Raw genomic sequence first — 26,542 nt, 5'->3', positions numbered from 1 at the left:
TTGCATGCTAGAAAAGCGCAAGCAAATTTTACAAATGGTAGAAGAGGGAAAGTTGACCGTAGATGAAGCGTTAACGCTTTTAAATTCACTTGAAGCAAATCCTGAAGCAAATCCTGAACCAGCTGTGAACGTAAACACTTCATCACAACTGACGCCTTATGTTGGTAAATCGAGTAGCAGTTCTTCAACTTTTAAACCTTCGTCTGCATCTTTTAAAGAAAAGTTATTTAGCTTTGTGGATCAAACAGTCAAAAAAGTAAAGGATGTTGATCTAGACTTTAATTTTGGTCCATCGTTTAAAGTTCAGCATATTTTCCAACAAACAGAAGCTTATATTCAAGCAATCGATATTGATATTGCAAACGGAAGCGTGAAGGTAAAACCATGGGGAAGCCCTGACGTACGAATTGAGTGTGAATCAGATGTTTATAAGGTAGAGGGACAAGAGCAAGCACGGCAGGCTTTCTTAAAAGATGTCTTATTTTCAATTGAAAACGGTAAGCTGAAATTTAATGTGCAAAAAAAACATATGAAGGTAAAAGCAACGGTTTATATACCCGAAACCGAGTATGAGAGAGTGAATTTACGTGTGTTTAATGGTCCTATCGAAGGGGAAAGATTAAATGTAAGAGAATTAAAGGCTAAAACAGCCAACGGTTTAATTCGCTTTTATGAAGTGAATAGTGGACAGCTTGAAGCGGAAACATCCAATGGTCACATTGAGCTCTCACGTGTTTTCTCATCAAAATGTGAGATGGAGACAATTAATGGCTCTATAAAGTTTGATGGAGATTATAAAAAAATTGATGCGCAAACTTTTAATGGTGATATTGAAGGGTACCTAAAAGGAGAGCGCATTGAGTTAGCATTTTTAAAAACGACTACGGGACATATTGAGTTTTATACGCCGTCTCATCTTGGTATTGAAGGAGATTTAAAATCGAATTTAGGTAAATTCGTATGTAACTTACCTCAAATGGAGGTCATAGAAGAGAAAAAAGAGACGGTTATGAAACAGATGCGCTTCCGAGCATACCTTGAAGCAGCTAAATCGTATAAATTATTAGCGGAGTCCAAAGCTGGTTCAATCACAGTTAAGTAAAACGTTGGCATACACTAAAGCCTTTTGTAATCAGAATGATTAGGAAAAGGAGAAGATTGATAAATGAAAAAGTTATATAGATCACGCAAAAACAGAAAATTAGCCGGGATTATCGGCGGGATTTCAGAGTATACAGGGGTTAGTGCAACAATCCTTCGATTGATTTTTGCATTAAGCGTTCTATTCGTGATTGGAACACCACTTGTGGTTATCTATATCATTTTAATCTTTGTATTGCCAAATGAAGAAGGAGCCTATTAAGCATGTTTGTGAGAGGGATTATTAGCATTTTAATTAATGCACTTGTACTCATAGTAATTGCCGGTTATATCGATGCTTTTCAATTATCATCGCTTGGTGCCGCCATTATTGCCAGCATTATTTTATCCATTTTAAATATTATCGTGAAACCCATTTTAATTCTTTTGACGTTACCAGTGACATTTTTGACACTCGGACTGTTCTTATTCGTTATTAATGCAGCAACGTTAATGATTACGCAAGGTATTATGGGTGATTCGTTTATTATTGATGGATTCGGAACGGCTATTTTAGCAGCAATTATTATGTCTATTCTTAACTTATTAATCCAAAAGGTTATCATCGATCCTTTACGTTCTAAATAAAAGTAGCGCTAGCTTCATCGAAGCTAGCGCTACTTTGTTTTCTCTTCTCTTGCTTTTAGTGATAAAATAGAGAGAACCTTTAATGGTAAATACTATCATAGACAAAAAGCTATTGGGTACATGGTTTTAAACTAAAGGAGGATTTCAGGTGGTAACAGTTCGTACTAAAGATTTAGTTGAAAAGTTTAATTTAGAATTAATTAGTGGAGAAGAAGGAATTGACCGTCCAATTGCAACAAGTGATATTTCACGTCCGGGAATTGAAATGGCCGGCTATTTTACATATTATCCAGCAGAGCGCATACAGCTATTAGGGAAAACCGAACTATCATTCTTTGATCGCTTAGACGATGAAGAGAAGAAAATCCGAATGGAAAAAATGTGTACAGATATTACGCCAGCCATTATTATCTCTCGTGATATGTCTGTCCCAAAAGAATTGATTGAAGCTTCTGAACGCGAAGCAGTTCCTGTACTACGATCACCTTCTAAAACAACAAGACTATCAAGTCATTTAACGAACTTCTTAGAAAGCCGTTTAGCACCGTCTACTGCTCTTCATGGAGTGCTTGTGGATATTTATGGAATTGGTGTCTTAATCATGGGTAAAAGTGGCGTTGGTAAAAGTGAAACTGCGCTTGAGCTTGTAAAACGTGGCCATCGTCTAGTAGCAGATGACTGTGTAGAAATTCGTCAAGAAGACCAAGATACACTGGTAGGTAATGCTCCAGGATTGATTGAACACTTACTTGAAATTCGCGGTCTTGGTATTATCAACGTGATGACGCTGTTCGGTGCAGGTTCAGTACGTAGCTACAAGCGCATTTCATTAGTTATTCAGCTTGAAACATGGGATCAAAATAAGCACTATGATCGCTTAGGTCTTGAGGAAGATAAAATGAAGATTATTGACACAGACGTGACAAAAATCACGTTACCTGTTCGTCCAGGACGTAACTTAGCTGTTATTATTGAGGTGGCAGCAATGAACTTCCGTTTGAAACGAATGGGAATTAACGCAGCTGAACAATTCTCAAATCGTTTAACGGATGTTATTGAAGACGGTGACAGAGAAGACATTTAAGAAAGGGTGGTTCGATGGAAGCAAATATTCAGCCGCTTGATCGCGTGTTTTTAGAGCTTGGTCCACTGACAATTTATTGGTATGGTGTCATTATTGGAGCGGGTGTTCTACTTGCTCTTTATATTGCTACAAAGGAAAGCACGAAGCGCGGATTACCTAAAGACACATTTATCGATTTAGTACTATTTGCAGTACCAATCGCCATTATTTGTGCGCGCATATACTATGTGGCGTTTGAGTGGGATTATTACTCACAGCATTTGAATGAGATACCTCAAATTTGGAACGGTGGCATTGCTATTCATGGTGGCTTAATTGGGGCCGTTTTAACTGGAATTGTTTTTTCACGCGTAAAAAAGATTTCATTTTGGAAGCTAGCGGACATTGCGGCACCAAGTATCATTCTTGGGCAGGCAATCGGACGCTGGGGGAATTTTATGAATCAAGAAGCGCATGGTGGTGAAGTATCACGTGCTTTTCTAGAAAGTTTACATTTGCCAGAATTTATCATTAATCAAATGTATATTAACGGTACATATTATCATCCTACGTTCTTATATGAATCGCTGTGGAACTTAGCTGGATTTGCGCTGTTAATTGCGCTGAGACGCGTAAACCTACGTAGAGGTGAACTGTTCTTAACGTACGTTATTTGGTATTCGATTGGACGATACTTTATTGAAGGAATGCGTACAGACAGCTTGATGTTGACGGATACGCTACGCATTGCACAAGTCATTTCACTTGTTTTAATTGCAGTAGCAGTCATTATTATCGCTATCCGTCGAAAAACAAATAAGGAAACGTATTTGGAAACAAGCAAAAAGAAACAGGGGTGAGGGAATGCTTAGGTCGATACAAAAGGGGATTATGGGAGGACTCAAAACAACGCTGACACTTGGGAAAGTCATTTTTCCAGTAACGCTAATTGTTTCACTCCTTCAATACACGCCGGTTCTGGATTGGTTTGCTAGGTTAATTTCACCTTTGATGAAGTTGTTTGGTCTATCAGGAGATGCAGCCATCCCACTTGTGCTGGGGAACTTGTTAAATTTATATGCGGGAATTGCAGGGATTTTATCACTGGATTTAACGGTAAAAGAAGTATTTATTCTAGCTGTTATGTTGTCTTTCTCTCATAATTTATTAATTGAAACGAGCGTAGCTTTAAAAGTTGGTGTGAAGCTATGGGTTATTTTATCCGTTCGTATCGGGCTCGCTGTGATTTCAGCTATCGTCATCAACTTGGTATGGAATGGCGGAGGCGAACAGGCACAGTACGGATTTTTAGCAACAAAACATGAAGAGGTAAGCGGATGGGGAGCAATCATCTGGCAGTCAATTGAAAAAGCAGGTTTTGGAATTCTACAGCTGGCTCTCATTGTGATTCCAGTCATGGTAGGAATTCAAATCCTTAAAGATATCGGGTGGCTAGATAAGCTTTCTTCAATGCTTGGTCCTTTTACACGCTTATTAGGCATGAAAGAAAATACGTCTACAACGCTTGTGACGGGTCTCTTACTAGGATTGGCATATGGAGCTGGCGTTATGATTCAAGCTGTACAAGAAGAAGGAGTTAGTAAACGTGATGCGACGCTTGCATTCATCTTTTTGGTCGCTTGTCATGCTGTAGTAGAAGATACGTTAATCTTTATTCCGCTAGGTATTCCTGTACTGCCGCTGCTTATTATTCGAGTAGTTGTTGCGCTCGTATTAACCATCGTTATTTCACGAATGTGGAAAGAGAATGAAGTAAGGCATAGAAAGGAAGTTTCATATGAGCATTAACACCGTTCTTTTTGATTTAGACGGAACGCTAATTGATACAAACGAATTAATTATTTCATCTTTTATGCACACATTAGACCATTATTATCCGAAGCAATACAAACGTGAAGATGTCCTGGCATTTATGGGCCCGCCTCTTTACGATACCTTTGTAAGGATGGATAAAGAACGAGTACATGAAATGATTGACACATACCGTACACATAACTTAAGTCATCATGATGAGCTTGTAACAGAGTTTGAAGGCGTATTTGAAACGGTGAAATGGTTACATGAACAGAAGTACAAGTTGGCTATTGTTACCACAAAACAGATTAATACGGTTATGATGGGACTAAAGTTAACGAAGTTAGATCAATTTTTTGATGTAATTGTTGCAATTGATGATGTTCAGCATGCGAAACCTCATCCAGAGCCAGTTGAAAAAGCATTGGCACTTTTAAATGCACAGCCGGAAGAAGCTGTCATGGTAGGAGATAATCATCATGATATTCTATCTGGTAAAAATGCAGGTGCGAAAACAGCTGGTGTGGCTTGGAGTGCAAAAGGAAGAGAGCATATTGCTTCTTATGAGCCAGATGTAATCTTAGAAGAGATGAAAGATCTGATTTCATGGCTAAGAGGAAAAGAGCAGTGAGAAAGACGAAACGGTTTCCTGTCGAAGGACCTAATTCGCTCTGGCACGTCTACAAAACCGTTCCATTTTGGAAGGTGATGCGTAATTTTATTGTGATTCAGCTCGCTCGCTATGCTCCTTTTTTATCATTTAAAAACTGGCTTTACCGCACGTTCTTACGGATGAAGGTAGGGCCTCAAACTTCTTTTGGATTGATGGTTATGCTTGATATTATGTTTCCAGAGAAGATCACGGTTGGAAGAAACTCAGTTATTGGATACAATACAACGATCCTCGCCCATGAATATTTAATTAAAGAATATCGACTTGGTGATGTGATCATTGGTGATGAGGTAATGGTTGGAGCTAATAGCACAATCTTACCTGGAGTAATAATCGGTAACGGAGCAATTGTTGCTGCTGGCACAGTTGTACATAGAAACGTAGAGCCTGGCTCTTTTGTTGGAGGAAATCCAATGAGGGTCATTTATACAAAAGAAGAAATGCAAAAGCGCACAGAAGAAAACAAATCAGCCACGACTTATCGCTAAGGAGTGGCTTTTTCTGTAAGAAAATAGCGCTATATGAGTTGACGATTAACTATAAGGGGTGTAAACTACTAATAACTTTAATTTATTATTTCGCTAATACATTAGTGTGATAAAGTAAAAACCTTTTATGATTAAAAGTAGTGGTTTATATAGAGATAGATGCAACCAAGTTGAGAAAAGGAAGTGTCATAATGTCAAAGCTGTTTATGTTTGAAAAACCCTTAGGGATGAGAGATACATTACCATCTCTTTTTGAAAAGAAAAAGCAAGTTCGAAATCAGTTAGCAGAAGAAATTAGTAGCTGGGGCTATCAATATATGGCGACTCCTACTCTTGAATACTTTGAAACAGTTGGAAGCGCATCGGCCATTTTAGATCAACAATTATTTAAATTATTAGATAAAGAAGGTCATACGCTTGTTTTACGCCCTGATATGACGACGCCCTTTGCACGCGTGGCCGCTTCAAAACTTTTGAATAACTCACCGCTTCGCCTGGCGTATGAAGCAAATGTGTTTCGCGCTCAGCAGCGTGAAGGTGGTCGACCGGCAGAGTTTGAGCAAATCGGTGTTGAGTTAATTGGTGATGCAACAATGAGTAGCGATGCAGAAGTGATTGCGCTGATGATTAATGCATTGAAACGTGCTGGGCTAAAATCGTTTAAAGTAGCCATCGGCCACATTGGATTTGTGAACTCATTGTTCTTAGAAATTGTTGGGAATGAAGAACGTGCCAATGTGTTACGTCGCTTTTTATATGAGAAAAATTATGTTGGTTATCGTAACCATGTGAAGAGTTTAAACCTCTCTTCCATTGACAAGCAGCGCCTTTTACAACTTTTAAACTTACGTGGTGGAGAAGAAAAAATTAAAGAAGCCATTGAGCTTGTTGAAAATAAAGAAGGTAAAAAGCTTGCTGAGGATCTTCAGAGCCTTTGGAACATGCTGGCCGCTTATGGCGTAACGGAAGAAATTAAAATTGACTTCAACCTTGTAAGTCACATGAGCTATTATACTGGCATTCTATTTGAAGTGTTTGCTGAGCACGTAGGTTTTCATATCGGAAACGGTGGGCGTTATGATCAATTATTAGAACAATTTTCAACGAAAACACCGGCAACTGGATTTGGCATTCAGCTTGACCGTTTAATTGAAGCACTAGATGAAGAAGTATACGAAGAAGTATCTGTTTACGGTGTTTTATATAGTCAAGAACGGTTATCAGAAGCGTTAGCACTTGCGGCTGAACAAAGACGTGCAGGCAAACGCGTCGTTGTGCAAGACATTGTAGGTGTTGATGATGTCGATGTGTTTACAGCTGGTTTTGAAGAAGTATCGTTTCTTATTGGTAAACGTGGCAAGGGGGGACAATAATGACTGAACTACTAACAATTGCGATGCCAAAAGGAAGAATATTTGAAGAAGCTGCCCAGCTTTTGCGTCAAGCAGGTTTTCAACTTCCGCCAGAGTTTGATGACTCACGTAAATTAATTGTTGATATTCCAGAAGAGAACATGCGCTTTATTTTAGCAAAGCCAATGGACGTAACGACTTATGTAGAATACGGCGTAGCTGATTTAGGTATTGCAGGAAAAGACGTAATGCTTGAAGAAGAAAGAGATGTCTATGAACTCTTAGACTTACAAATTAGCAAATGTCATCTTGCTGTGGCTGGCTTACCCAATACGAAAAATTCAGAGATTGCTCAAAAAGTAGCGACAAAATATCCGAACGTTGCTTCCACTTACTTTCGAGAGCAAGGAGAGCAGGTTGAAATTATTAAGCTAAATGGATCAATTGAGTTAGCACCGCTTATCGGCTTAGCTGATCGTATTGTTGATATCGTTTCGACAGGAAGAACGCTACAGGAAAACGGCTTGGTTGAACTAGAGCATATCGGTGATATTACGTCTCGATTAATTGTAAACCCAGTTAGCTACCGGTTAAAAGATGAACGAATTGATGATTTAGTCAACCGACTATCAAAAGTTGTCGAAGCATCATGAATGAGGTGAATTTGATGAAGATTACACGCGTGACGGAAAACGTTAGTTTAAAACGTACGATTGATCAGGGGACAGGAGCACAGCGTGAAGCCGTGCTTACCATTCTTAAAGACGTTAAAGATACAGGAGATCAAGCTCTGTTTTCATATACAGAAAAATTTGACGGTGTATCGTTAGAAGCGCTGAAAGTGTCGGATGCAGAGCGTAAGCATGCGTACGAAGCTATCGATAATGAAACCATTCAGATTATTAACGAGGCTGCGGCTAATATCCGTGACTACCATGAGCGCATGATTACGCAATCTTGGATGGTAACAAAAGAAGATGGCACGATCCTGGGGCAGAAGGTGACCCCTTTAGATGCCGTTGGTGTCTACGTTCCGGGCGGTTTAGCTGCGTATCCATCATCCGTGTTGATGAACGTTATTCCTGCTCAGGTAGCGGGTGTTAAGCGTATTGTCATGGTATCACCTGTGCAAAAAGACGGTTCATTACCGGCTGGTGTTCTTGTTGCTGCTACGGAACTAGGTGTAGAAGAAATTTATAAAGTTGGCGGAGCACAAGCCATCGGAGCATTGGCATATGGAACAGAAACAATTGAAGCGGTCGATAAAATTGTGGGCCCAGGAAACATTTATGTGGCTTTAGCCAAAAGAGAAGTATACGGATTAGTTGATATTGATTCGATTGCTGGACCGAGTGAAATTGTTGTATTAGCAGACGATACAGCAAGACCAAATGAAGTGGCAGCTGATTTGTTATCACAAGCAGAACATGATCGGTTGGCATCTAGCGTTTTGGTAACACCTTCTTTAAATCTAGCAGAAGCCGTAGCACAAGAGGTTCAAAAACAGCTTGAAACGCTACCTCGAAAAGCAATTGCTGAAGCATCTATTCAAGAGTATGGTGCAATTTATGTCACAGAAGAGCTTAATCAAGCGATTGATGTAGTTAATAAATTGGCTCCGGAACATCTTGAAATTATGACAGATGAACCGATGACGATACTCGGGAAAATTCGTCATGCTGGAGCTATCTTTCTAGGTAGATATAGCTCAGAGCCCGTAGGAGATTATTTTGCTGGCCCAAACCATGTACTACCAACGAACGGAACGGCTAAGTTTTCAAGTCCGCTATCCGTTGATTCATTTGTAAAAAAATCAAGCATCATTTCATATAGCGAGCAGGCGCTCAAAGATAATAGTTCGAAAATTGCCGCTTTTGCAAGGTTAGAAGGATTAGAGGCACACGCTCGAGCAGTCGAAGAACGATTCAAAAAATAAAGCAAAGAGAGGGTTACATGATGAGAGAAGCTAGTATTAAACGCACAACAAATGAGACGGATATTTCACTGGCCATTGGCATTGATGGAGAAGGGGAAGCAGGAATTGATACGGGTGTTCCGTTTTTAAACCACATGCTGGATTTATTCACAAAGCATGGTCAGTTTAACTTAGATGTAAAAGCTGTAGGGGACATTGAAATTGATGATCACCACACAACAGAAGATATTGGCATCTGTTTAGGACATGCGTTTAAAGAAGCACTTGGTGATAAAAAAGGGATTAAGCGCTACGGAAATGCATTTGTTCCAATGGATGATGCGTTAGCACAAGTCGTAGTTGATTTAAGTAACCGACCTCATTTTGAATTTAAAGGCGATATTCCAGCATCACGCGTGGGTACCTTTGATACGGAACTAGTATATGAATTTTTATGGAAGTTTGCGCTTGAATCACGCATGAACCTGCACGTTATCGTTCACTATGGCCAAAATACACACCATATCATTGAAGCGGTATTCAAAGCATTGGCGAGAGCATTAGATGAAGCAACAACGGTTGATCCTCGCGTCAAAGGAGTACCATCAACGAAAGGAATGTTGTAAATGATTGGTATTATTGACTATGGGATGGGGAACTTGTATAGCGTAAGCAAAGCGCTTGAACGTTTAGACTATGACTACTTTATTTCATCTGAGCCAAGCGAATTGCGTAAAGCAAAAGGGTATATCTTGCCTGGTGTTGGATCATTTAAAGATGCAATGGAACAGCTGAATGAAACAAACCTTACAGCTTTTATAAAAGAAGAAGTGAAAAGTGGCAAGCCACTTTTAGGGATTTGTTTGGGAATGCAGCTTCTGTTTGAGGAAAGTGATGAAAATGGTAAGACGACGGGCCTTGGTTTCTTAAAAGGACGTGTTGAACTGCTGCCTGGAGTGACTCCAGAAGGTGAAGCTTATAAAGTCCCTCATATGGGATGGAATTCCTTACATATGCATGTAAACTCACCTTTGCTAGCAGGCATTGAGGAAGGCCACGTATATTTCGTGCATTCTTATTATGTAAAGACAGATGATCAAGACGTGCTTCTAGCAACAAGCTCATATGATGTTGACGTTCCAGCAGTTGTTGGAAAAGAAAACGTATTTGGCACGCAGTTTCACCCTGAGAAGAGCAGTGAAATTGGCATGGCGATTTTACAAAACTATGCAAACTTTGTAGAAGGAAGAGGTTGAACTCATGAATAACTTTTCAATTTATCCAGCAATCGATATGCGTGGCGGAAAATGCGTTCGTCTTTTGCAAGGAGATTATGATAAAGAAACGGTATACGGAGATTCACCAGTCGATATGGCAGCACAATTTGCTGGTGAAGGTGCGAAGTGGATTCACATGGTGGACTTAGACGGTGCCAAAGCAGCAAAACGAGTAAACAATGAGTTTGTTCTTGAGGTTAAGAAAAAGCTTGGAGTCAATGTACAGATTGGTGGCGGGATTCGTTCTGAAGAAGACGTAGCGTACTACTTGGAAAACGGAATTGACCGAGTGATTTTAGGAAGCGCAGCGATTTCTAATCCTGAGTTTGTCAAAAAGATGCTTCGTCAATACGGTGAAAAAATTGCAATTGGAATCGATGCTCGTGATGGCTATGTAGCAACGGAAGGGTGGCTTGAAACGTCAACCGTAAAAGCAACGGAGCTTGGAAAAGAGCTTGCAGAAGCAGGTGCTGAAACGTTTATTTTCACGGATATTTCAACAGATGGTATGCTTTCAGGTCCAAACATTGAAGGTATTGTCAGCATGGCGAAAGCAACAGGTAAAAGCGTTATCGCATCAGGAGGCGTAAGTAAATTAGAAGATTTAAAAGCACTACAAGCGTATGAAAAAGACGGAGTGGTGGGTGCGATTGTTGGGAAAGCACTGTACACAAATCAATTTACGGTAAGCCAAGCGCTTGAAGAGGTGACATCATGATTACGAAGCGTATTATTCCTTGCTTAGACGTAAAGGAAGGGCGCGTAGTAAAGGGTGTTCAGTTTGTAGAGTTAAAAGATGCTGGTGATCCTGTAGAATTGGCAAAATTCTATGATGAAGAAGGCGCGGATGAGCTTGTTTTCTTAGATATTTCAGCATCTCACGAAGGCCGTAAAACCATGGTTCACGTAGTGGAAGAAGTAGCGGCACAGCTGGCCATTCCGTTTACAGTAGGTGGAGGCATTAATGCGGTTGAGGATATGAAGCGAATGCTGCGAGCAGGTGCAGATAAAGTATCGTTAAACACCGCTGCCGTCTTAAATCCAGATCTTATTACGGAAGGGTCAAACTTTTTTGGAGCACAGTGCATTGTAGTAGCTATTGATGCAAAATATGATGAAGAATTGGGCTCTTGGCGCGTATATACGCACGGTGGACGCAACGCAACAGAATGGGAAGTTGTTGCTTGGGCGCAAGAAGTTGTTAAACGCGGTGCCGGTGAGATCTTGTTAACAAGTATGGACCAAGACGGTGCCAAGTCCGGCTTTAACTTAGCATTAACAAAGGCCGTAAGTGAAGCGGTAAGCATCCCTGTTATTGCTTCAGGAGGCGCAGGAAATGGTCAGGATTTCGTGGATGTATTTACGGAAGGAAAAGCGGATGCAGGCCTAGCAGCATCTATTTTTCACTATAAAGAAACGTCTGTTAAAGAAATTAAAACCTATGCAAAACAACAAGGAGTGAGCATTCGATGAAGATTGAAAACGTTAAATTCAATGAAGATGGATTAGTTCCAGCAATTGTCCAGGACGCGGTTAGTAAAGAAGTGCTGACTCTAGCTTATATGAATGAAGAATCGCTAAAAAAATCTATTGAAACAAAAGAAACATGGTTTTTCAGCCGCTCTCGCCAAGAACTTTGGCACAAGGGAGCAACATCTGGAAATACACAGCAAATCGTCGCGATGACATATGATTGTGATGCGGATTCGATTGTTGTAAAAGTAAATCCAAATGGACCTGCTTGTCATACAGGTGCGTACAGCTGCTTTAATGAAAACTTGTTAGAAGATGAAAGTGCGTCTCCTCAATCAGGGCGTTTTGATATTATTAATGAATTGGAATCAGTAATCGCGAAGCGCGAAGTGGAAATGCCAGAAGGTGCATACACAACTTATTTATTTGATAAAGGTGTCGATAAAATCTTAAAAAAAGTCGGTGAGGAAGCAGGCGAAGTAATTATTGCTGCCAAAAACCGTGATCATGAAGAATTAAAATGGGAAGTAGCGGACTTGTTCTATCACGTATTGGTACTTCTTCGTGAGCAAAAGCTTCCGCTTGATGATGTCTTAGCGGTATTAAAAGAAAGACATGCGAAGTAATAGGAAAGCTGACCTTTCAGGTCAGCTTTTTCATTAGCCAATATTTCTTTGGCTTTACTAAATACAGGTGTTACCGTAAGCTCCAAACTATGATATACTACCAACGTTGAAATCATGGACTTATCGGAGGACTTAATGAGAAAAAACTCAAAAGTGCACGAGAAGAAAGCAAAGGTAATTCCGTTTTTCAAAACGGGAGAAGAATATTTTGAAAAAGCACTTAAAGCATATCAATACAAAGATTTATATAAAGCAAAACGATACCTTCAACGAGCATCAGAGTTGGACCGAGATGAGCCGTTAATTTTATATCAGCTAGCCACTATTTTAAATGAGTTAGGTGACTATAAAGAATCAAATGAATTATTACTTCATATTATCAACGATTTGGATTCTACAATGGTCAATTGTTACTATGTAATTGCGAACAATTTTGCGCATCTTGGATTATTTCAAGAAGCCTATAAATACGTTCAATGTTATTTACAAGAAGATGAAACTGGGGAGCTCCTAGAGGAAGCGGAAGAGCTTGAAGACCTCCTTTCCATTGACTTAGAATCAGATGAAGAATATGAGGAAGATGCGCTTATTTTAAAACAGGAGCAGGCAAAACAGTTGCTGCAAGATGCTCAGTTTGAAAAAGCCATTCATCTACTAGAAGAAATTATTCGGGACTATCCTGAGTTTTGGTCAGCTTACAATAATTTAGCATTAGCTCATTTTTATCTTAATCAAACAAATAAAGCTATTAGCTTATTAGATGAAGTGTTAGAAAGAAATCCTGGAAATCTACATGCTTTGTGTAATCAATTGGTGTTTCATTATTACGGACATAATCAGGCCGCTGTGAATCATTTGATTAAACAATTAAGCTGCGTGTACCCTTTATCTCTTGAGCATCAATATAAACTAGGATCGACGTTTGCTCTTGTTGGAGAATACAAGTTGGCATATAGGTGGTTAAAGGGGCTATATAAAAAAGGGTTTCAAGCAGACTCTTCTTTTCACTATTGGCTTTCTTACGCTGCTTATCATGTAGGATTTGAACAGTTTGCTAAGGATATATGGAAAAATGTTGGAGATTCAGGTTCGACAGTAAAGTTGGAAGCTCCTTGGCAATTTAACGAGAAGAATAATCGTCGTTTTTATTCTGAAATCGATGTTGTTGCTCAAGAGAAATGTGAAAGTACACATATTCATGATCAGCTGTATAGCCTGTACATGGCCAAGAAACTTCCCGATAAAGAACGGCTGCTTCTATTAGAAAAAATTAAACCATACATACATACAAGTTCGTTACTTGATGAAGTATATACGTATGTATGGCAGAACAAGCAGCATGTCATGTTTGAAATTGCAGATTTAATCCAAGCTGAAATTGAATCCGAAGTAGAGGCAGCTGGTATCATTCAGTTTTGGTTTAACATATATGTAGAGTTGAACAATACAAAGGCTGCTAAATGGGACCATGTTAATGTAAATGGATGGGCATCTGCAGCGACTTATTGTTACCAAAAGCAAGAGCAACAAGCTGTTTCTCAGGCAAAGATAGCTCACCTATATAGTATTTCTTTATCAACGGTACGCAAATACGTTAAAATCGTAAATAACCTGCTGAGTTGAGCAAAAAAATAGACGGTAGTGTCGTTAGCGTATTAGGATAAAATTAATCAAAAAAATATGAATAGATTCCTAAAAGGAGTGTTACTCAATGACAGAAGAAAAAATCTATGATGTCATTATTATTGGAGCTGGTCCAGCAGGAATGACTGCTGCTGTATATACGTCTCGTGCGGATTTATCAACATTAATGATTGAACGAGGAATTCCTGGTGGTCAAATGGCAAATACAGAAGACGTAGAAAACTACCCTGGATATGACCATATTCTAGGTCCAGATCTTTCAAATAAAATGTTTGAACATGCGAAAAAATTCGGTGCTGAATATGCATATGGTGACATTAAAGAAATTATTGAAGGTGAAGAATATAAGACGGTTGTAGCTGGCAAAAAAGAATACAAAGCGCGCGCTATTATTATCGCAACAGGTGCAGAGTACAAAAAATTAGGTGCTCCTGGTGAAAAAGAATTAGGCGGACGCGGTGTTTCTTACTGTGCAGTATGTGACGGAGCTTTCTTTAAAGGAAAAGAGCTTGTCGTTGTTGGTGGAGGAGACTCTGCTGTTGAAGAGGGCGTTTATTTAACACGCTTTGCAACAAAAGTAACGATTGTTCACCGTCGCGAGGAGCTTCGTGCTCAAAAAATCTTACAACAGCGTGCATTTGATAATGAGAAAGTAGACTTTATCTGGAATCACACTGTAAAAGAAGTGAACGAAAAAGACGGTAAAGTAGGCAGCGTAACGCTTGTGAATACCCAAACTGGTGAAGAACAAGAATTTGGAGCTGACGGCGTATTCATTTATATTGGCATGGTTCCTTTAACAAAGCCGTTTGAAGGCTTAAACATCACAAATGCTGAAGGTTATATTGAAACGAACGAGCAAATGGAAACGCGTGTCCCAGGAATTTTTGCTGCTGGTGATGTTCGTGAAAAAGCACTTCGTCAAATCGTTACAGCAACAGGTGATGGAAGTATTGCTGCCCAAGCAGCTCAACACTATATTGAAGAACTGAAAGAAAAGTTAAAAGCCGTTAACTAATTTGTTACGTGCATCTTTACAAAAAGTTATTCTGTTTTAAAGTATTTGTAACGTACGTGCAATGTTTATGGGGTATTATATAAATAGTAATTGACCCCCTTTTATAAAAAAGTAAATTTGACGGGCGTAGGACTTGTTCCTAGGCCTTTTTTTTTGGACTATTTTTTGCACTATCGACATATATTTTCAGAAAATTTAGTATTAAATAAGTGTCTTCGTTGTGAGGGTTGTTTGTTTCGTAGTATAATGATAGACAGAAAAGTGAAGAGAAGAAGAGGTGGAAAGATGCAACGAGTTACGAATTGTGTATTAGTGAAAGATGGAAAAGTGCTATTACTTCAAAAGCCAAGGCGGAATTGGTGGGTAGCTCCCGGTGGAAAAATGGAACAAGGGGAATCTGTAAAGGATTCTGTTGTTCGAGAATTTCGTGAAGAAACAGGCATCTACCTGAAGAATCCAACTGTAAAAGGTATTTTTACATTTACAATGAAAGAAAATGATAAAATTGCATCCGAGTGGATGATGTTTACTTTTTTTGCTACCGACTTTGATGGGACAAATGTGCTAGAATCAGAAGAAGGAAAGCTAGGTTGGCATAATTTAAATGATGTTAGTGAATTACCAATGGCACCAGGAGATCACCATATTATTGATTACGTGGCAAAAGGGTCTGGTGTAATCTATGGTAATTTTACATACACGACTGATTTTGAATTATTGTCTTATCGAATCGATCCTTGCTAATGATTTATTTGGATAAACAATGAAAAATTTCGGTTTTAATAGGGGGTAAACAAATGAGTACTGGATCTGTAAGCGATATTCAATTAGTTATTATTACTGGAATGTCAGGTGCAGGAAAAACAGTGGCGATTCAAAGTTTTGAAGATTTAGGTTTTTTTTGCGTGGACAATCTTCCCCCAACGCTATTACCTAAGTTCCTTGAACTTATGAAAGAATCTGGAAATAAGATGAACAAAGTAGCGCTTGTTATGGATTTAAGAGGACGAGAATTCTTTGATAGCTTATTTGAAGCTCTAGATAATATGAGTGAAACAACATGGGTTATGCCTCAAATCCTCTTTTTAGATGCCAAAGACTCTGTTCTTGTAACAAGATACAAAGAAACAAGGCGTTCACATCCTCTTGCTCCTTCTGGATTACCGTTAGAAGGTATTAGTATGGAACGTGAGCTATTAGAGGAGCTAAAAGGACGTGCTCAGTTAATTTATGAAACCTCTGACTTAAAACCAAGAGAACTGCGAGAGAAAATTCTTACGCAGTTTGCTTCACATGCTTCACCTGTTTTTACAGTGAACGTTATGTCATTTGGATTTAAGTATGGGGTGCCAATCGATGCGGACCTTGTTTTTGATGTTCGCTTTCTGCCAAACCCGCACTATATTGATCATATGAGGCCAAAAACAGGACTTGAAGAAGAAGTTTCTTCTTATGTGTTGAAATGGAGCGAAACGCAGAAGTTTGTTGAAAAAGTGCTTGATCTTTTAACATTTATGCTACCGCAGTATAAACGTGAAGGGAAAAGTCAACTTGTCATCGCGATTGGCTGTACGGGTGGTCAACACCGATCGGTTACTTTGGCTGAACATATCGGCCATCACTTTGAAAAAGACTATAAAACACATATTTCTCATCGAGACATCGAGAAGAGGAAGGAAAAATATAGATGAATAGTGAACAGCCTGCAAAAGTCGTTGTCATTGGAGGAGGAACAGGGTTGCCTGTATTATTAAGGGGATTGAAAGAATATCCTCTTGATATTACAGCAATTGTAACGGTTGCTGACGACGGCGGAAGTTCTGGGAGGCTTCGAGATGAGCTAGAGATTCCCGCTCCTGGTGATATTCGAAATGTGTTAGCGGCATTATCTGATGTTGAGCCGTTGGTAGAAGAGCTGTTTCAACATCGTTTTGAAACTGGAAATGAATTGATTGGTCACTCACTGGGGAATTTGCTTTTAGCTGCAATGACATCTATTACAGGTGATTTTGTGCATGCGATTCGTGAGATGAGCAAAGTGCTAAATGTTCGTGGTAAAGTATTACCTTCAGCTAATCGGAGCGTAGTGCTACATGCAGAAATGGAAGACGGAGTAATTGTCACAGGAGAGTCTAAGATTCCGGAGTATGGAAAAAGAATTAAGCGCGTATTTTTATCTCCAGAAGATATCAAGCCTTCTGCTGAAGCGTTAAAAGCAATTCGTAAAGCTGACTTAATTATATTAGGTCCAGGTAGCTTATATACAAGCATCTTACCTAATTTACTTGTTCCAGATATCCGAGATGAGCTGTGTACGACAAAAGCGAGAAAAGTGTATGTGTGTAATGTGATGACGCAGCAAGGCGAAACATTAGGCTTTAAAGCAAGTGATCACGTAAAGGCTTTATATGATCATATGCCTTGTGCATTCTTAGACGCAATTATTGTCAATAATGCGCCAATTCCTGCGCCGTTAAAAAAGCGCTATGAAGTTGAACAAGCACAGCCTGTAGAGTATGACAGAGAAGTGCTGACTGAATTAGGGCTAGAAGTGTTGGAAGAACAAATTATTCAATACGATGGTAGCGTTATTCGTCATGATACGAAAAAAGTAGCACGTCTTATCTTTAATATGTTGCGTAACATCAATTGACCCAGCTTATTATGACAAAAGAACGGAGGTGAGAACGGTGTCGTTTGCTTCAGAAACAAAAAAAGAACTTACTAATTTAGAAGTGAAAGACTGCTGTGCAAAAGCAGAGCTTTCAGCTTTAATTCGAATGAATGGGTCTTTAGCATTTTCCAATCGTAACTTGACAGTGGATGTGCAAACCGAAAATGCAGCCATTGCTAGAAGAATTTATGTCCTTTTAAAAAAATCGTATAACGTAACGGTGGAGCTATTAGTTCGTAAAAAAATGAGGCTAAAAAAGAACAATGTTTATATTGTTCGCCTTGTAGAAAAAGCTCGGTTTCTATTGGAGGACTTAAAAATTCTAAATGAAGGCTTCACATTTACTCATAATATCTCAGAGGAGCTCGTCAAAAAGAAGTGTTGTAAGCGTTCATATTTAAGAGGAGCTTTCTTAGCTGGAGGATCGATTAATAATCCAGAGACATCCTCTTATCATTTAGAAATCTTTTCTCTTTATAAAGAGCATAACGAAGCGCTTTGTGAATTAATGAATACGTTTGGCTTAAACAGTAAAACACTTGAGCGGAAAAAAGGATATATTAATTATTTAAAAGAAGCAGAGAAAATCACAGAATTCTTAAGTATTGTTGGTGCACATAGCGCCTTGTTACGCTTTGAAGACGTTCGTATTGTACGAGATATGCGTAACTCTGTTAATCGACTCGTCAATTGTGAAACAGCGAACTTAAACAAAACCATTGGTGCTGCGATTCGGCAGGTAGAAAATATTCGTTATATTCAAGAGACGGTGGGGCTTGAAGTACTGCCTGAAAAGCTTCGAGAAATTGCGCGCTTACGAGTAGAATATCAAGATGTAACGTTAAAAGAGCTAGGGGAAATGGTATCTGGCGGGCAAATTAGCAAATCTGGAATTAATCATCGTCTACGCAAGATTGATGAAATTGCTGATAAACTGCGTGCTGGACAACCGGTTACGTAAAGCAAGGGACATGGGAGGGAAACGTAGTGGAAAAACAAGTAGAAATCAAATTGAGAACAGGCTTACAAGCAAGAGTGGCAGCCATGTTTGTTCAAGAGGCTAATCGTTTTACATCGGACGTATTTTTAAAGAAAGATGAAAAAGTAGTAAATGCTAAGAGTATTATGGGGTTGATGAGCTTAGCACTAAACCGTGGCACCGTTATTACGTTAATTGCTGAAGGTAGCGATGAAGAGGAAGCAGTTGAAGCTCTTTGTGCTTACGTAGAAAATGATGCATAAAAAAACCGTCCCTACTCGGGGACGGTTTTTCCTATTACTTCGGATCATTTGTTAAAATTTTATCAATTAATCCGTATTCAAGAGCACGTTCAGCAGTCATAAAGTTATCGCGATCTGTATCACGTTGAAGAACTTCTAATGGTTGACCAGTGCGCTCAGCTAAAATGTGATTTAATTTCTCACGTAAGAAAAGAATACGTTTAGCAGCAATTTCAATTTCTGTTGCTTGACCTTGCGCTCCACCTAAAGGTTGGTGAATCATTACTTCACTATTTGGTAATGCAAAACGTTTGCCTTTTTCACCTGCAGCAAGTAAGAAAGCACCCATTGAAGCAGCCATTCCGATACAAATTGTTGATACTTTTGGCTTGATAAATTGCATTGTATCGTAAATCGCCATACCTGCTGTAATTGATCCACCAGGACTGTTAATGTAAAGTGAAATATCTTTTTCTGGGTCTTCTGCTGCTAAGAATAGAAGCTGTGATACAATTGAGTTTGCAACGTTATCATCAATTGCACTTCCAAGCATAATGATACGGTCTTTTAACAGACGTGAATAAATGTCGTATGCACGCTCGCCGCGGTTTGTTTGTTCAATAACTGTAGGAATTAGATTCATATAAAATTCCTCCTTAACAAGAATAATTTGTTATGTACCTTATAATACATGTAAGGTCAATAAAGGTCAAACAAAAGAACTGTTCTTTACACATATTCGCTTTATCTCGTATGTATTCCTCTTCTGTACTCTATAAATTTTTCCCGATTGCTCTAAAAATAAACGTTGTATACTTGAAAAGATTGGTTTTCTTTCCTATAATAAAAGCAGTCATCATAGGAATAATGATTTATTTTATGCCCTCGTAGTGTAGTGGATAGCACAAGAGATTCCGGTTCTCTTAGGGTGGGTTCGAATCCTGTCGAGGGCGTCTTAAAGCGTTGCAAACTTGCAACGCTTTTTTGTTTGTTCTGTAAAAACTGTATATTTTATATGTGGATAGACCTAATAATTCCTAAGTTAATTCGTTTGTCACGGTTGCCAATTTTGGCAGAATACTATAAAACAAGTATATAAGGAAAAGTAAAACTAAGGAGGAAAAATTGTGAAATCCCTTAACAAGTTTTTTATTGTCAGTGCATCTCTTGCGTTGTTGCTTTCCGCATGTGGTTCGAATGAAGAAGCATCAACACAAGAAAAGTCTCAGCAAGTTCAACAAGAAGATGAAGCATCAGTGTCAGAGGAGCAGTCTGACAGTAAAGATTCTCAGGCGAATAAAGAGCCAGAAGAGACTGAAAGTAATGACGTGGAGTCAAAAGGCGAAGTAACACCAGATAAAGAAGAGCCAGTAGTCGAAGAGAAAACAAATGAGAATGTAAAAGAAAAGCCTTCCAACGAAAAGTCTTCAACCGAGTCACCTGAAGATAAGGAACAAACAGAAGTAACGAAAGAAGAGCAAGAAGCAAAGCCAGCAGAAGAACAAAAGGATGCTGTATCAAATGAAAAGCCAAAAGAAGAGCAACCGGTAGAAAATCCTGAAGTTCAAGACAAAGAATTAGTTCAAAGTGATAATCAAGAGTATGCAATTAAAGTACTGGAAGGCTACGAACTAGCTGGAGAAGAGCCTGGTCGTGATACGGTAATGTATAAAGAAGATGGCTCTCAATTTATGCGTATTGAACTTTTATCAGATATCTCCGAAAAACAAGCAGTAGAAGTAGTAAAGCAAACCGCAATGGCAGTTGACCCTAACGCTTCACAAAAAGCAAGCGTTCCAGCTGAAGGAAAGCTTGCGAATGCAGAGTGGTATGAAGCAAAGTCTAATGACATGAATGTACAAGTTATTGTAACGAAAGGAACAAAGCCTGTTAAGATTACAATCTTTTCTAAATCAGCTGAGCAAACGGATAAATTTATTGAAATGGCAAATACGATTCAATAAACCGTTAGAAAAAGGCTGAAGGGTAAGCGTTTCAGCTAATTATACATCCGAACCATCAGCAGTAGTAGCTGTTGATAGTTGGGGTGTTTTTTGTTAGTTCGGAAAGCAAACAAAAAATAACGGAGCGCAATGAAACGAACTTATTCTTACACCCTAACTACTGTAGAAAAGTCAGTATTTGTCTTTAGGGAAGAAACCATTTAGTAATTTTTCAGCCTCTCTTTGTTTCGAGATATTTCTTCTTCTAACTCTTCTTGTAAGCGTTGCTAAGTGACAAAGTTCAAAGTAGAATAAACAGTGGGAGGGAGAAACAATGGAGGTAGGTTTATTTCAACAGCAGTCTTTAAAGCTTTCCATGTCGAAAGAGTTATCGCAGGCAATTTCTCTTTTACAATATTCATCGCTGGATATTGCATCATTTATACAAGAGCAAGCGATGCAAAACCCACTTATTGATTTTGGTGATGCCCCGTTATTTACAAGTAGACCTTCAGTTTATAAGCAAAGTGTTAATGATGATAAAGACTTACTAAACTCAATTGCTTCTAAGCAAGAAACATTAACTGAGCATTTGCTAAGTCAACTTGTTTTTTTGGAATTAACGATGAAGGAACAAGATATCATTTGCTATATGATTGAGAACTTGGATGAGCATGGGTACCTAAAGGAGGACTTAGTGCTTGTAGCACAAGCATGTAGTTGCACCTTGGAAGAAGTGGAAATAGTGCTAAATTCCCTTCAACAGCTAGATCCTATAGGGGTAGGAGCAAGAAATCTTCAGGAATGTTTACTGATACAGCTAGAGCAAAGCGGACAGCTTTCTGATGACTTAGAAATAATTTTGACAGAATATTTTCAAGAGTTTGCGTATAAAAAGTGGAATAAAATTTCAAAAGAGTGCGGCATATCGCTTGAGCAAGTTCAGAAATACCATGATCAAATTAAGCGTTTGAATCCTCGTCCAGGATTACTATATGCCACTCAAGCAGAGCGCTTTATCATTCCCGATTATATTATAAAGAAAGAGGGCGATGAGCTAGTCGCTTACGCCAATGAAGAGCTGGACTTCCGGTTATCGGTTAATGATGCGTATAGACAAAGTTTAACGCTTCAAGATAATCATGCGGTTAAGCCATACTTGCAAGAAAAATACCGAGAGTTTCAATGGATTTTAAAAGGACTTCAGACCCGGAAACAGACGCTAAACGCAATTGTTCATGGACTACTAGAAAAGCAGCAAAGGTTTTTTCAACATGGGCCATCTTTTTTACAACCATTAACGATGAAGGAACTAGCAGACTATATTAACGTTCACGAGTCAACGGTGAGTCGAGCGACAACGCATAAGTATATTCAAACACCTTTTGGAACTTTTTCTATGAAGTCGTTTTTTACAGCGAGCTTAAAACAGGGTAACACTGAAGAAACCTCCGTCGTGACGGTAAAAGAGCTTATTAAACAGTTAGTAGAAAAAGAAGATAAAAAGAAGCCTTTATCTGATCAACAGCTCACGAATCAGTTATTAACACAGTATGATGTGAAAATATCAAGAAGAACGGTAGCTAAATACCGTGAACAGCTAAACATTGCTTCATCTAGTCAAAGAAAGGTTTATGTATAATCCGATTAAAAAGAAGGTGATGTCGATGCAGGTTGTTTTATATACAAGAAAAACATGTCCTTTATGTGAAGAAGCTAAAGAAATGTTAACTGCTTTACAGCATGACCTTGATTTTAGGGTGATTGAAAAGGATATTTACTTAGATGAACGTTTGCTAGAACAATTTCACCTTATGATTCCGGTTATAGAAATTGATGGTGAGGTTGTTATGTATGGCAAAATTCAAAGAGAAAATATAAGAAAGCGTTTACTTTTGAAAAAGGCCATCAGATGAGTTGAATAAAGGATTCACTCCTGTTAGAATAAAAAATGTAACAGGGTGAATTTTTTTTTGCGTAGGTGGGACAAAATATGTCTATGTGGGACTTTGATTGTCCAACGAGCTTGCACCTTAAGGAGATTTAAACATGCGTTCATTAATAGAAGTACAACGAAAATTATTGCCTGAACTTCTATCTGTTATGCAAAAGCGATATCAAATCTTGCAGTACATACGTCTAATGCAACCAATCGGTAGACGCAACTTAGCTGTTAGTTTAGGATTAACAGAGCGTGTGTTACGCAGTGAGGTTACATTCTTGAAAGAGCAAGATTTAATCGATGTGCAGACAACTGGAATGACACTTACCACAGAAGGTGAGCTACTGCTACACGATTTAGAAATCGTAATGAAAGAAGTTTCAGGACTTCGATTATTGGAAACAACATTAAAAGAGACTTTTTCTTTAGCAGAAGTCGTTGTTGTTTCTGGAGATAGCGATTCTTCACTTTTTGTTAAAAACGAAATGGGTAGAGCTGCTGTGTCGTGCATCAAAGAGCGCCTTGTTGATTCCAAAAAGATTGTCGCTGTTACAGGTGGTACAACGCTTGCCGCTGTTGCTAATATGATGACACCCGATATTAAGCACCCTGATGTTCTATTTGTGCCAGCTCGTGGTGGGCTTGGTGAAAATGTTCAAAACCAAGCGAACACTATTTGCGCAAAAATGGCTGAAAAATCGATGGGTCAGTATCGTCTTCTTCATGTGCCAGACCAGCTAAGTGACGAAGCCTACAAGTCAATTGTAGGTGAACCTTCCATTCGGGAGATGATTCAATTAATTAAGTCAGCAAGTATGGTTGTTCATGGAATAGGAGACGCTATGACAATGGCGGAGCGTCGAAGGACATCTTCAGAAGACTTAGAAAAAGTCAAAAAAGGACATGCTGTTGGTGAAGCTTTTGGATACTACTTCAATCAAAAAGGAGAAGTTGTTCATAAAGTGAAAACAGTTGGCATACAACTCGATGATTTAAAGAACAATAAATGTGTCATCGCAGTAGCAGGTGGTTCTTCGAAGGCAAAGGCAATTCGAGCATTTATGCAACAAGCACATCATTCGATTCTCATTACAGATGAAGGTGCTGCAAAAGAGTTAGTAAGGGATTTTAATTAATCCCTGATTATAAAAAATACTTTTTACATTCAAGGAGGAAATACCCATGGTAGTAAAAATTGGTATTAACGGATTTGGTCGTATCGGCCGTAACGTATTCCGCGCAGCTTTAAAAAACGATAACGTTGAGGTAGTAGCAATTAACGACTTAACTGACGCTAACATGCTTGCTCATCTTTTAAAATATGATTCTGTACACGGTAAATTAGATGCAGAAGTAGTAGTAGATGGCAACAATTTAGTAGTAAATGGTAAAACAATCGAAATCTCTGCTGAGCGTGACCCAGCTCAATTATCTTGGGGTAAACAAGGCGTAGATATCGTTGTTGAATCTACTGGATTCTTCACTAAACGCGCTGACGCTGCTAAGCACTTAGAAGCAGGAGCTAAAAAAGTAATCATCTCTGCTCCAGCAAGCGATGAAGACATCACAATCGTAATGGGTGTTAACGAAGACAAATACGATGCAGCTAACCATAACGTAATTTCAAACGCTTCTTGTACAACTAACTGCTTAGCGCCATTCGCTAAAGTATTAAACGACAAGTTCGGTCTTAAACGTGGAATGATGACAACAGTTCACTCTTACACAAATGACCAACAAATCTTAGACTTACCACATAAAGATTACCGTCGTGCTCGTGCAGCAGCTGAGAACATCATCCCAACTTCAACTGGTGCTGCTAAAGCTGTATCTCTAGTGTTACCTGAATTAAAAGGTAAATTAAACGGTGGAGCTATGCGTGTTCCAACTCCAAACGTTTCTCTAGTAGACCTAGTTGCTGAACTTGACAAAGAAGTAACTGTTGAAGATGTAAACAACGCTCTTAAAGAAGCTGCTGAAGGCGATCTTAAAGGTATCCTTGGTTACAGCGAAGAGCCATTAGTATCTGGTGACTACAACGGTAACATCAACTCTTCTACAATCGACGCATTATCTACAATGGTAATGGAAGGTAACATGGTAAAAGTTATCTCTTGGTACGATAACGAGAGCGGATACTCTAACCGTGTAGTAGACTTAGCTCAATACATCGCTGCTAAAGGACTATAAGAAAAGCGAAAGCGACTTTTTAGTCATAGTTGGATAGATATCCCATAAGGTACTATTTTGTTTTTTATTGGATATCTTAAATGAGAAATACTATAATAAGACTTGCTAAGGAAGAGAGGGGAACCCCCCCTCTTCCTTGATTTATGTATCGGCTTCTAAAGCATAAGCATCATCTTATTGCTAGTCGCGGCATTTTTCATATTGTAAGGCGCCAATGTATGAAAAGTTACTGCAGCCAGCTATATTATGATTTACATAGAAGCCTACTTGCTTAGTACCCATAATACTTAAGGAGGCCTTTTGACGATGAACAAAAAAACGTTGAAAGACATCGATGTAAAAGGAAAGCGAGTATTTTGTCGCGTAGACTTTAACGTACCAATGAAAGACGGAAAAGTAACAGATGAAACTCGTATTCGTGCAGCTCTTCCTACTATTCAACACCTAGTAGAACAAGGTGCAAAAGTAATTTTAGCTAGCCATCTTGGACGTCCAAAAGGCGAAGTAGTTGAAGAATTACGTTTAACTGCTGTTGCAGAGCGTTTACAGGCTCTTTTAGGTAAAGACGTAGCAAAAGCTGACGAAGCTTTTGGCGAAAATGTACAAAAAACAATCGACGGCATGAACGAAGGCGATGTTTTAGTACTTGAAAACGTACGTTTCTACCCAGGTGAAGAGAAAAATGATGCTGAGTTAGCAAAAGCATTTGCTGAATTAGCAGACGTTTACGTAAATGATGCATTCGGTGCTGCTCACCGTGCACATGCTTCAACTGAAGGAATTGCTCACCATATCCCAGCAGTAGCAGGTTTCTTAATGGAAAAAGAACTTGATGTGCTTTCTAAAGCATTATCAAATCCAGAACGTCCATTCACTGCAATTGTTGGTGGAGCAAAAGTTAAAGACAAAATCGATGTAATTGATAATCTGCTTGATAAAGTAGATAACCTAATTATCGGTGGAGGACTTTCTTACACATTTATTAAGGCACTAGGCCATGAAGTAGGTAAATCTCTTCTTGAAGAAGATAAGATTGATCTTGCAAAATCGTTCATGGATAAAGCAAAGAAAAATGGTGTTAACTTCTACATGCCAGTAGACGTGGTAGTAGCAGATGACTTCTCAAATGATGCAAACACTCAAGTGGTATCAATTGAGAACATTCCAAGCGATTGGGAAGGTTTAGATGCGGGACCAAAAACGCGTGAAATCTATGCTGACGTAATCAAAAATTCTAAGCTAGTTATCTGGAATGGACCAATGGGTGTATTTGAACTAGATGCATTCGCTAATGGTACAAAAGCAGTAGCGGAAGCTTTAGCTGAAGCAACTGACACATATTCAGTAATCGGTGGAGGAGACTCTGCTGCAGCTGTTGAGAAATTTGGTTTAGCTGATAAAATGAGCCATATTTCTACAGGTGGCGGTGCGTCACTAGAGTTTATGGAAGGTAAAGAACTTCCAGGCGTAGTTGCTCTAAACGATAAGTAAGTTGAACGT

At 38.9% G+C, this 26,542-nt stretch carries 30 protein-coding genes and 1 tRNA gene; 30 read left to right on the top strand and 1 reads right to left on the bottom strand.

The annotated features are described in order from the left end of the window. Positions 1-4 precede the first annotated feature (4 nt). From V2145_RS18210 to V2145_RS18100, 23 genes are all read left to right on the top strand, one after another. The gene (locus V2145_RS18210) at positions 5-1,102 is read left to right on the top strand and encodes a DUF4097 family beta strand repeat-containing protein (protein ID WP_094911103.1); all 1,098 of its coding nucleotides are present in this window, start codon (positions 5-7) and stop codon (positions 1,100-1,102) included. 63 nt (positions 1,103-1,165) lie between these two features. Next, positions 1,166-1,363 carry a PspC domain-containing protein gene (locus tag V2145_RS18205; protein WP_094911104.1) on the top strand — a complete coding sequence of 66 codons (198 nt, stop codon included), beginning with the start codon at positions 1,166-1,168 and terminating at the stop codon, positions 1,361-1,363. A gap of 2 nt (positions 1,364-1,365) precedes the next feature. Further along, positions 1,366-1,728 (top strand): phage holin family protein, encoded by a 363-nt coding sequence (locus V2145_RS18200; protein ID WP_094911105.1) that lies wholly within the window; start codon positions 1,366-1,368, stop codon positions 1,726-1,728. 148 nt (positions 1,729-1,876) lie between these two features. After that, positions 1,877-2,812: an HPr(Ser) kinase/phosphatase gene (gene hprK / locus V2145_RS18195; RefSeq protein ID WP_094911106.1), complete on the top strand. Its 936-nt coding sequence runs from the start codon at positions 1,877-1,879 to the stop codon at positions 2,810-2,812. Between the two features lie 14 nt (positions 2,813-2,826). Then, complete coding sequence (gene lgt / locus V2145_RS18190; RefSeq protein ID WP_330988073.1) at positions 2,827-3,651, top strand: prolipoprotein diacylglyceryl transferase; 825 nt, start codon at positions 2,827-2,829, stop codon at positions 3,649-3,651. Between the two features lie 4 nt (positions 3,652-3,655). Further along, positions 3,656-4,600, top strand: coding sequence for a nucleoside recognition domain-containing protein (locus V2145_RS18185; RefSeq protein ID WP_330988072.1), 945 nt, complete (start codon positions 3,656-3,658; stop codon positions 4,598-4,600). Beyond that, the gene (gene ppaX, locus V2145_RS18180; RefSeq protein ID WP_311856149.1) at positions 4,590-5,237 is read left to right on the top strand and encodes a pyrophosphatase PpaX; all 648 of its coding nucleotides are present in this window, start codon (positions 4,590-4,592) and stop codon (positions 5,235-5,237) included. Before V2145_RS18185 ends, ppaX begins: the two co-directional genes overlap by 11 nt. Beyond that, positions 5,234-5,767 (top strand): acyltransferase, encoded by a 534-nt coding sequence (locus tag V2145_RS18175; protein ID WP_330988071.1) that lies wholly within the window; start codon positions 5,234-5,236, stop codon positions 5,765-5,767. The genes ppaX and V2145_RS18175 overlap by 4 nt, the downstream gene beginning before the upstream one ends. 191 nt (positions 5,768-5,958) lie before the next feature. Next, on the top strand, positions 5,959-7,140 hold the full coding sequence (locus V2145_RS18170) for an ATP phosphoribosyltransferase regulatory subunit (RefSeq protein WP_330988070.1): 1,182 nt from the start codon (positions 5,959-5,961) through the stop codon (positions 7,138-7,140). After that, positions 7,140-7,772: an ATP phosphoribosyltransferase gene (hisG, locus tag V2145_RS18165; RefSeq protein ID WP_094911112.1), complete on the top strand. Its 633-nt coding sequence runs from the start codon at positions 7,140-7,142 to the stop codon at positions 7,770-7,772. Before V2145_RS18170 ends, hisG begins: the two co-directional genes overlap by 1 nt. A 14-nt stretch (positions 7,773-7,786) precedes the next feature. Beyond that, a complete protein-coding gene (gene hisD, locus V2145_RS18160; protein ID WP_330988069.1) occupies positions 7,787-9,055 on the top strand; it encodes a histidinol dehydrogenase in 1,269 nt (422 codons plus the stop codon). Positions 9,056-9,072: 17 nt separating this feature from the next. Beyond that, a complete protein-coding gene (hisB, locus tag V2145_RS18155) occupies positions 9,073-9,660 on the top strand; it encodes an imidazoleglycerol-phosphate dehydratase HisB (RefSeq protein WP_210610848.1) in 588 nt (195 codons plus the stop codon). Continuing rightward, complete coding sequence (gene hisH, locus V2145_RS18150) at positions 9,661-10,290, top strand: imidazole glycerol phosphate synthase subunit HisH (protein ID WP_094911115.1); 630 nt, start codon at positions 9,661-9,663, stop codon at positions 10,288-10,290. A gap of 4 nt (positions 10,291-10,294) precedes the next feature. Beyond that, positions 10,295-11,029 carry a 1-(5-phosphoribosyl)-5-[(5-phosphoribosylamino)methylideneamino]imidazole-4-carboxamide isomerase gene (gene hisA, locus V2145_RS18145; RefSeq protein WP_311856154.1) on the top strand — a complete coding sequence of 245 codons (735 nt, stop codon included), beginning with the start codon at positions 10,295-10,297 and terminating at the stop codon, positions 11,027-11,029. Next, positions 11,026-11,784 (top strand): imidazole glycerol phosphate synthase subunit HisF, encoded by a 759-nt coding sequence (hisF, locus tag V2145_RS18140; RefSeq protein ID WP_094911117.1) that lies wholly within the window; start codon positions 11,026-11,028, stop codon positions 11,782-11,784. The genes hisA and hisF overlap by 4 nt, the downstream gene beginning before the upstream one ends. Continuing rightward, entirely contained in the window at positions 11,781-12,410 is a 630-nt protein-coding gene (hisIE, locus tag V2145_RS18135; protein WP_330988068.1) for a bifunctional phosphoribosyl-AMP cyclohydrolase/phosphoribosyl-ATP diphosphatase HisIE, read from the top strand. The genes hisF and hisIE overlap by 4 nt, the downstream gene beginning before the upstream one ends. Positions 12,411-12,545: 135 nt before the next feature. Further along, the gene (locus tag V2145_RS18130; RefSeq protein WP_131887492.1) at positions 12,546-14,033 is read left to right on the top strand and encodes a tetratricopeptide repeat protein; all 1,488 of its coding nucleotides are present in this window, start codon (positions 12,546-12,548) and stop codon (positions 14,031-14,033) included. Positions 14,034-14,121: 88 nt separating this feature from the next. Further along, positions 14,122-15,072, top strand: a complete 951-nt coding sequence (trxB, locus tag V2145_RS18125) for a thioredoxin-disulfide reductase (protein ID WP_119542621.1) — start codon at positions 14,122-14,124, stop codon at positions 15,070-15,072. 285 nt (positions 15,073-15,357) lie between these two features. Further along, positions 15,358-15,816 carry an 8-oxo-dGTP diphosphatase gene (locus tag V2145_RS18120; protein WP_025907442.1) on the top strand — a complete coding sequence of 153 codons (459 nt, stop codon included), beginning with the start codon at positions 15,358-15,360 and terminating at the stop codon, positions 15,814-15,816. Positions 15,817-15,869: 53 nt separating this feature from the next. Next, positions 15,870-16,763, top strand: coding sequence for an RNase adapter RapZ (gene rapZ / locus V2145_RS18115; protein WP_094911121.1), 894 nt, complete (start codon positions 15,870-15,872; stop codon positions 16,761-16,763). After that, positions 16,760-17,725 (top strand): gluconeogenesis factor YvcK family protein, encoded by a 966-nt coding sequence (locus tag V2145_RS18110; protein WP_131887491.1) that lies wholly within the window; start codon positions 16,760-16,762, stop codon positions 17,723-17,725. The genes rapZ and V2145_RS18110 overlap by 4 nt, the downstream gene beginning before the upstream one ends. Positions 17,726-17,762: 37 nt before the next feature. Beyond that, on the top strand, positions 17,763-18,707 hold the full coding sequence (whiA, locus tag V2145_RS18105; protein WP_094911123.1) for a DNA-binding protein WhiA: 945 nt from the start codon (positions 17,763-17,765) through the stop codon (positions 18,705-18,707). Between the two features lie 26 nt (positions 18,708-18,733). After that, positions 18,734-18,988, top strand: a complete 255-nt coding sequence (locus tag V2145_RS18100; RefSeq protein WP_094911124.1) for an HPr family phosphocarrier protein — start codon at positions 18,734-18,736, stop codon at positions 18,986-18,988. A 34-nt stretch (positions 18,989-19,022) separates the two neighbouring features. On the opposite strand, the gene clpP is transcribed toward V2145_RS18100, so the two are convergent. Continuing rightward, positions 19,023-19,610, bottom strand: coding sequence for an ATP-dependent Clp endopeptidase proteolytic subunit ClpP (gene clpP / locus V2145_RS18095; RefSeq protein ID WP_025907449.1), 588 nt, complete (start codon positions 19,608-19,610; stop codon positions 19,023-19,025). A 238-nt stretch (positions 19,611-19,848) separates the two neighbouring features. On the opposite strand from clpP, the gene V2145_RS18090 reads away from it, so the two are divergent. From V2145_RS18090 to V2145_RS18060, 7 genes are all read left to right on the top strand, one after another. After that, a tRNA-Arg gene (locus V2145_RS18090) sits at positions 19,849-19,920 on the top strand. Positions 19,921-20,094: 174 nt separating this feature from the next. After that, complete coding sequence (locus V2145_RS18085; protein ID WP_330988067.1) at positions 20,095-20,931, top strand: hypothetical protein; 837 nt, start codon at positions 20,095-20,097, stop codon at positions 20,929-20,931. A gap of 313 nt (positions 20,932-21,244) precedes the next feature. Next, complete coding sequence (gene rpoN / locus V2145_RS18080) at positions 21,245-22,552, top strand: RNA polymerase factor sigma-54 (protein WP_131887489.1); 1,308 nt, start codon at positions 21,245-21,247, stop codon at positions 22,550-22,552. A 25-nt stretch (positions 22,553-22,577) separates the two neighbouring features. Next, positions 22,578-22,826, top strand: coding sequence for a glutaredoxin family protein (locus V2145_RS18075; RefSeq protein ID WP_094911127.1), 249 nt, complete (start codon positions 22,578-22,580; stop codon positions 22,824-22,826). Positions 22,827-22,959: 133 nt separating this feature from the next. Continuing rightward, on the top strand, positions 22,960-23,988 hold the full coding sequence (locus V2145_RS18070; protein ID WP_094911128.1) for a sugar-binding transcriptional regulator: 1,029 nt from the start codon (positions 22,960-22,962) through the stop codon (positions 23,986-23,988). Positions 23,989-24,034: 46 nt separating this feature from the next. Next, positions 24,035-25,042, top strand: coding sequence for a type I glyceraldehyde-3-phosphate dehydrogenase (gene gap, locus V2145_RS18065; RefSeq protein ID WP_025907458.1), 1,008 nt, complete (start codon positions 24,035-24,037; stop codon positions 25,040-25,042). Between the two features lie 306 nt (positions 25,043-25,348). Beyond that, on the top strand, positions 25,349-26,533 hold the full coding sequence (locus tag V2145_RS18060; RefSeq protein WP_094911129.1) for a phosphoglycerate kinase: 1,185 nt from the start codon (positions 25,349-25,351) through the stop codon (positions 26,531-26,533). Positions 26,534-26,542: the final 9 nt, after the last annotated feature.

This window comes from Priestia sp. GS2, assembly GCF_036409025.1.
Lineage (GTDB): Bacteria > Bacillota > Bacilli > Bacillales > Bacillaceae_H > Priestia > Priestia aryabhattai_A.
The sequence above is the reverse complement of the archived record's forward strand: the minus strand, read 5'-3'. Positions and strand labels throughout refer to the sequence as shown.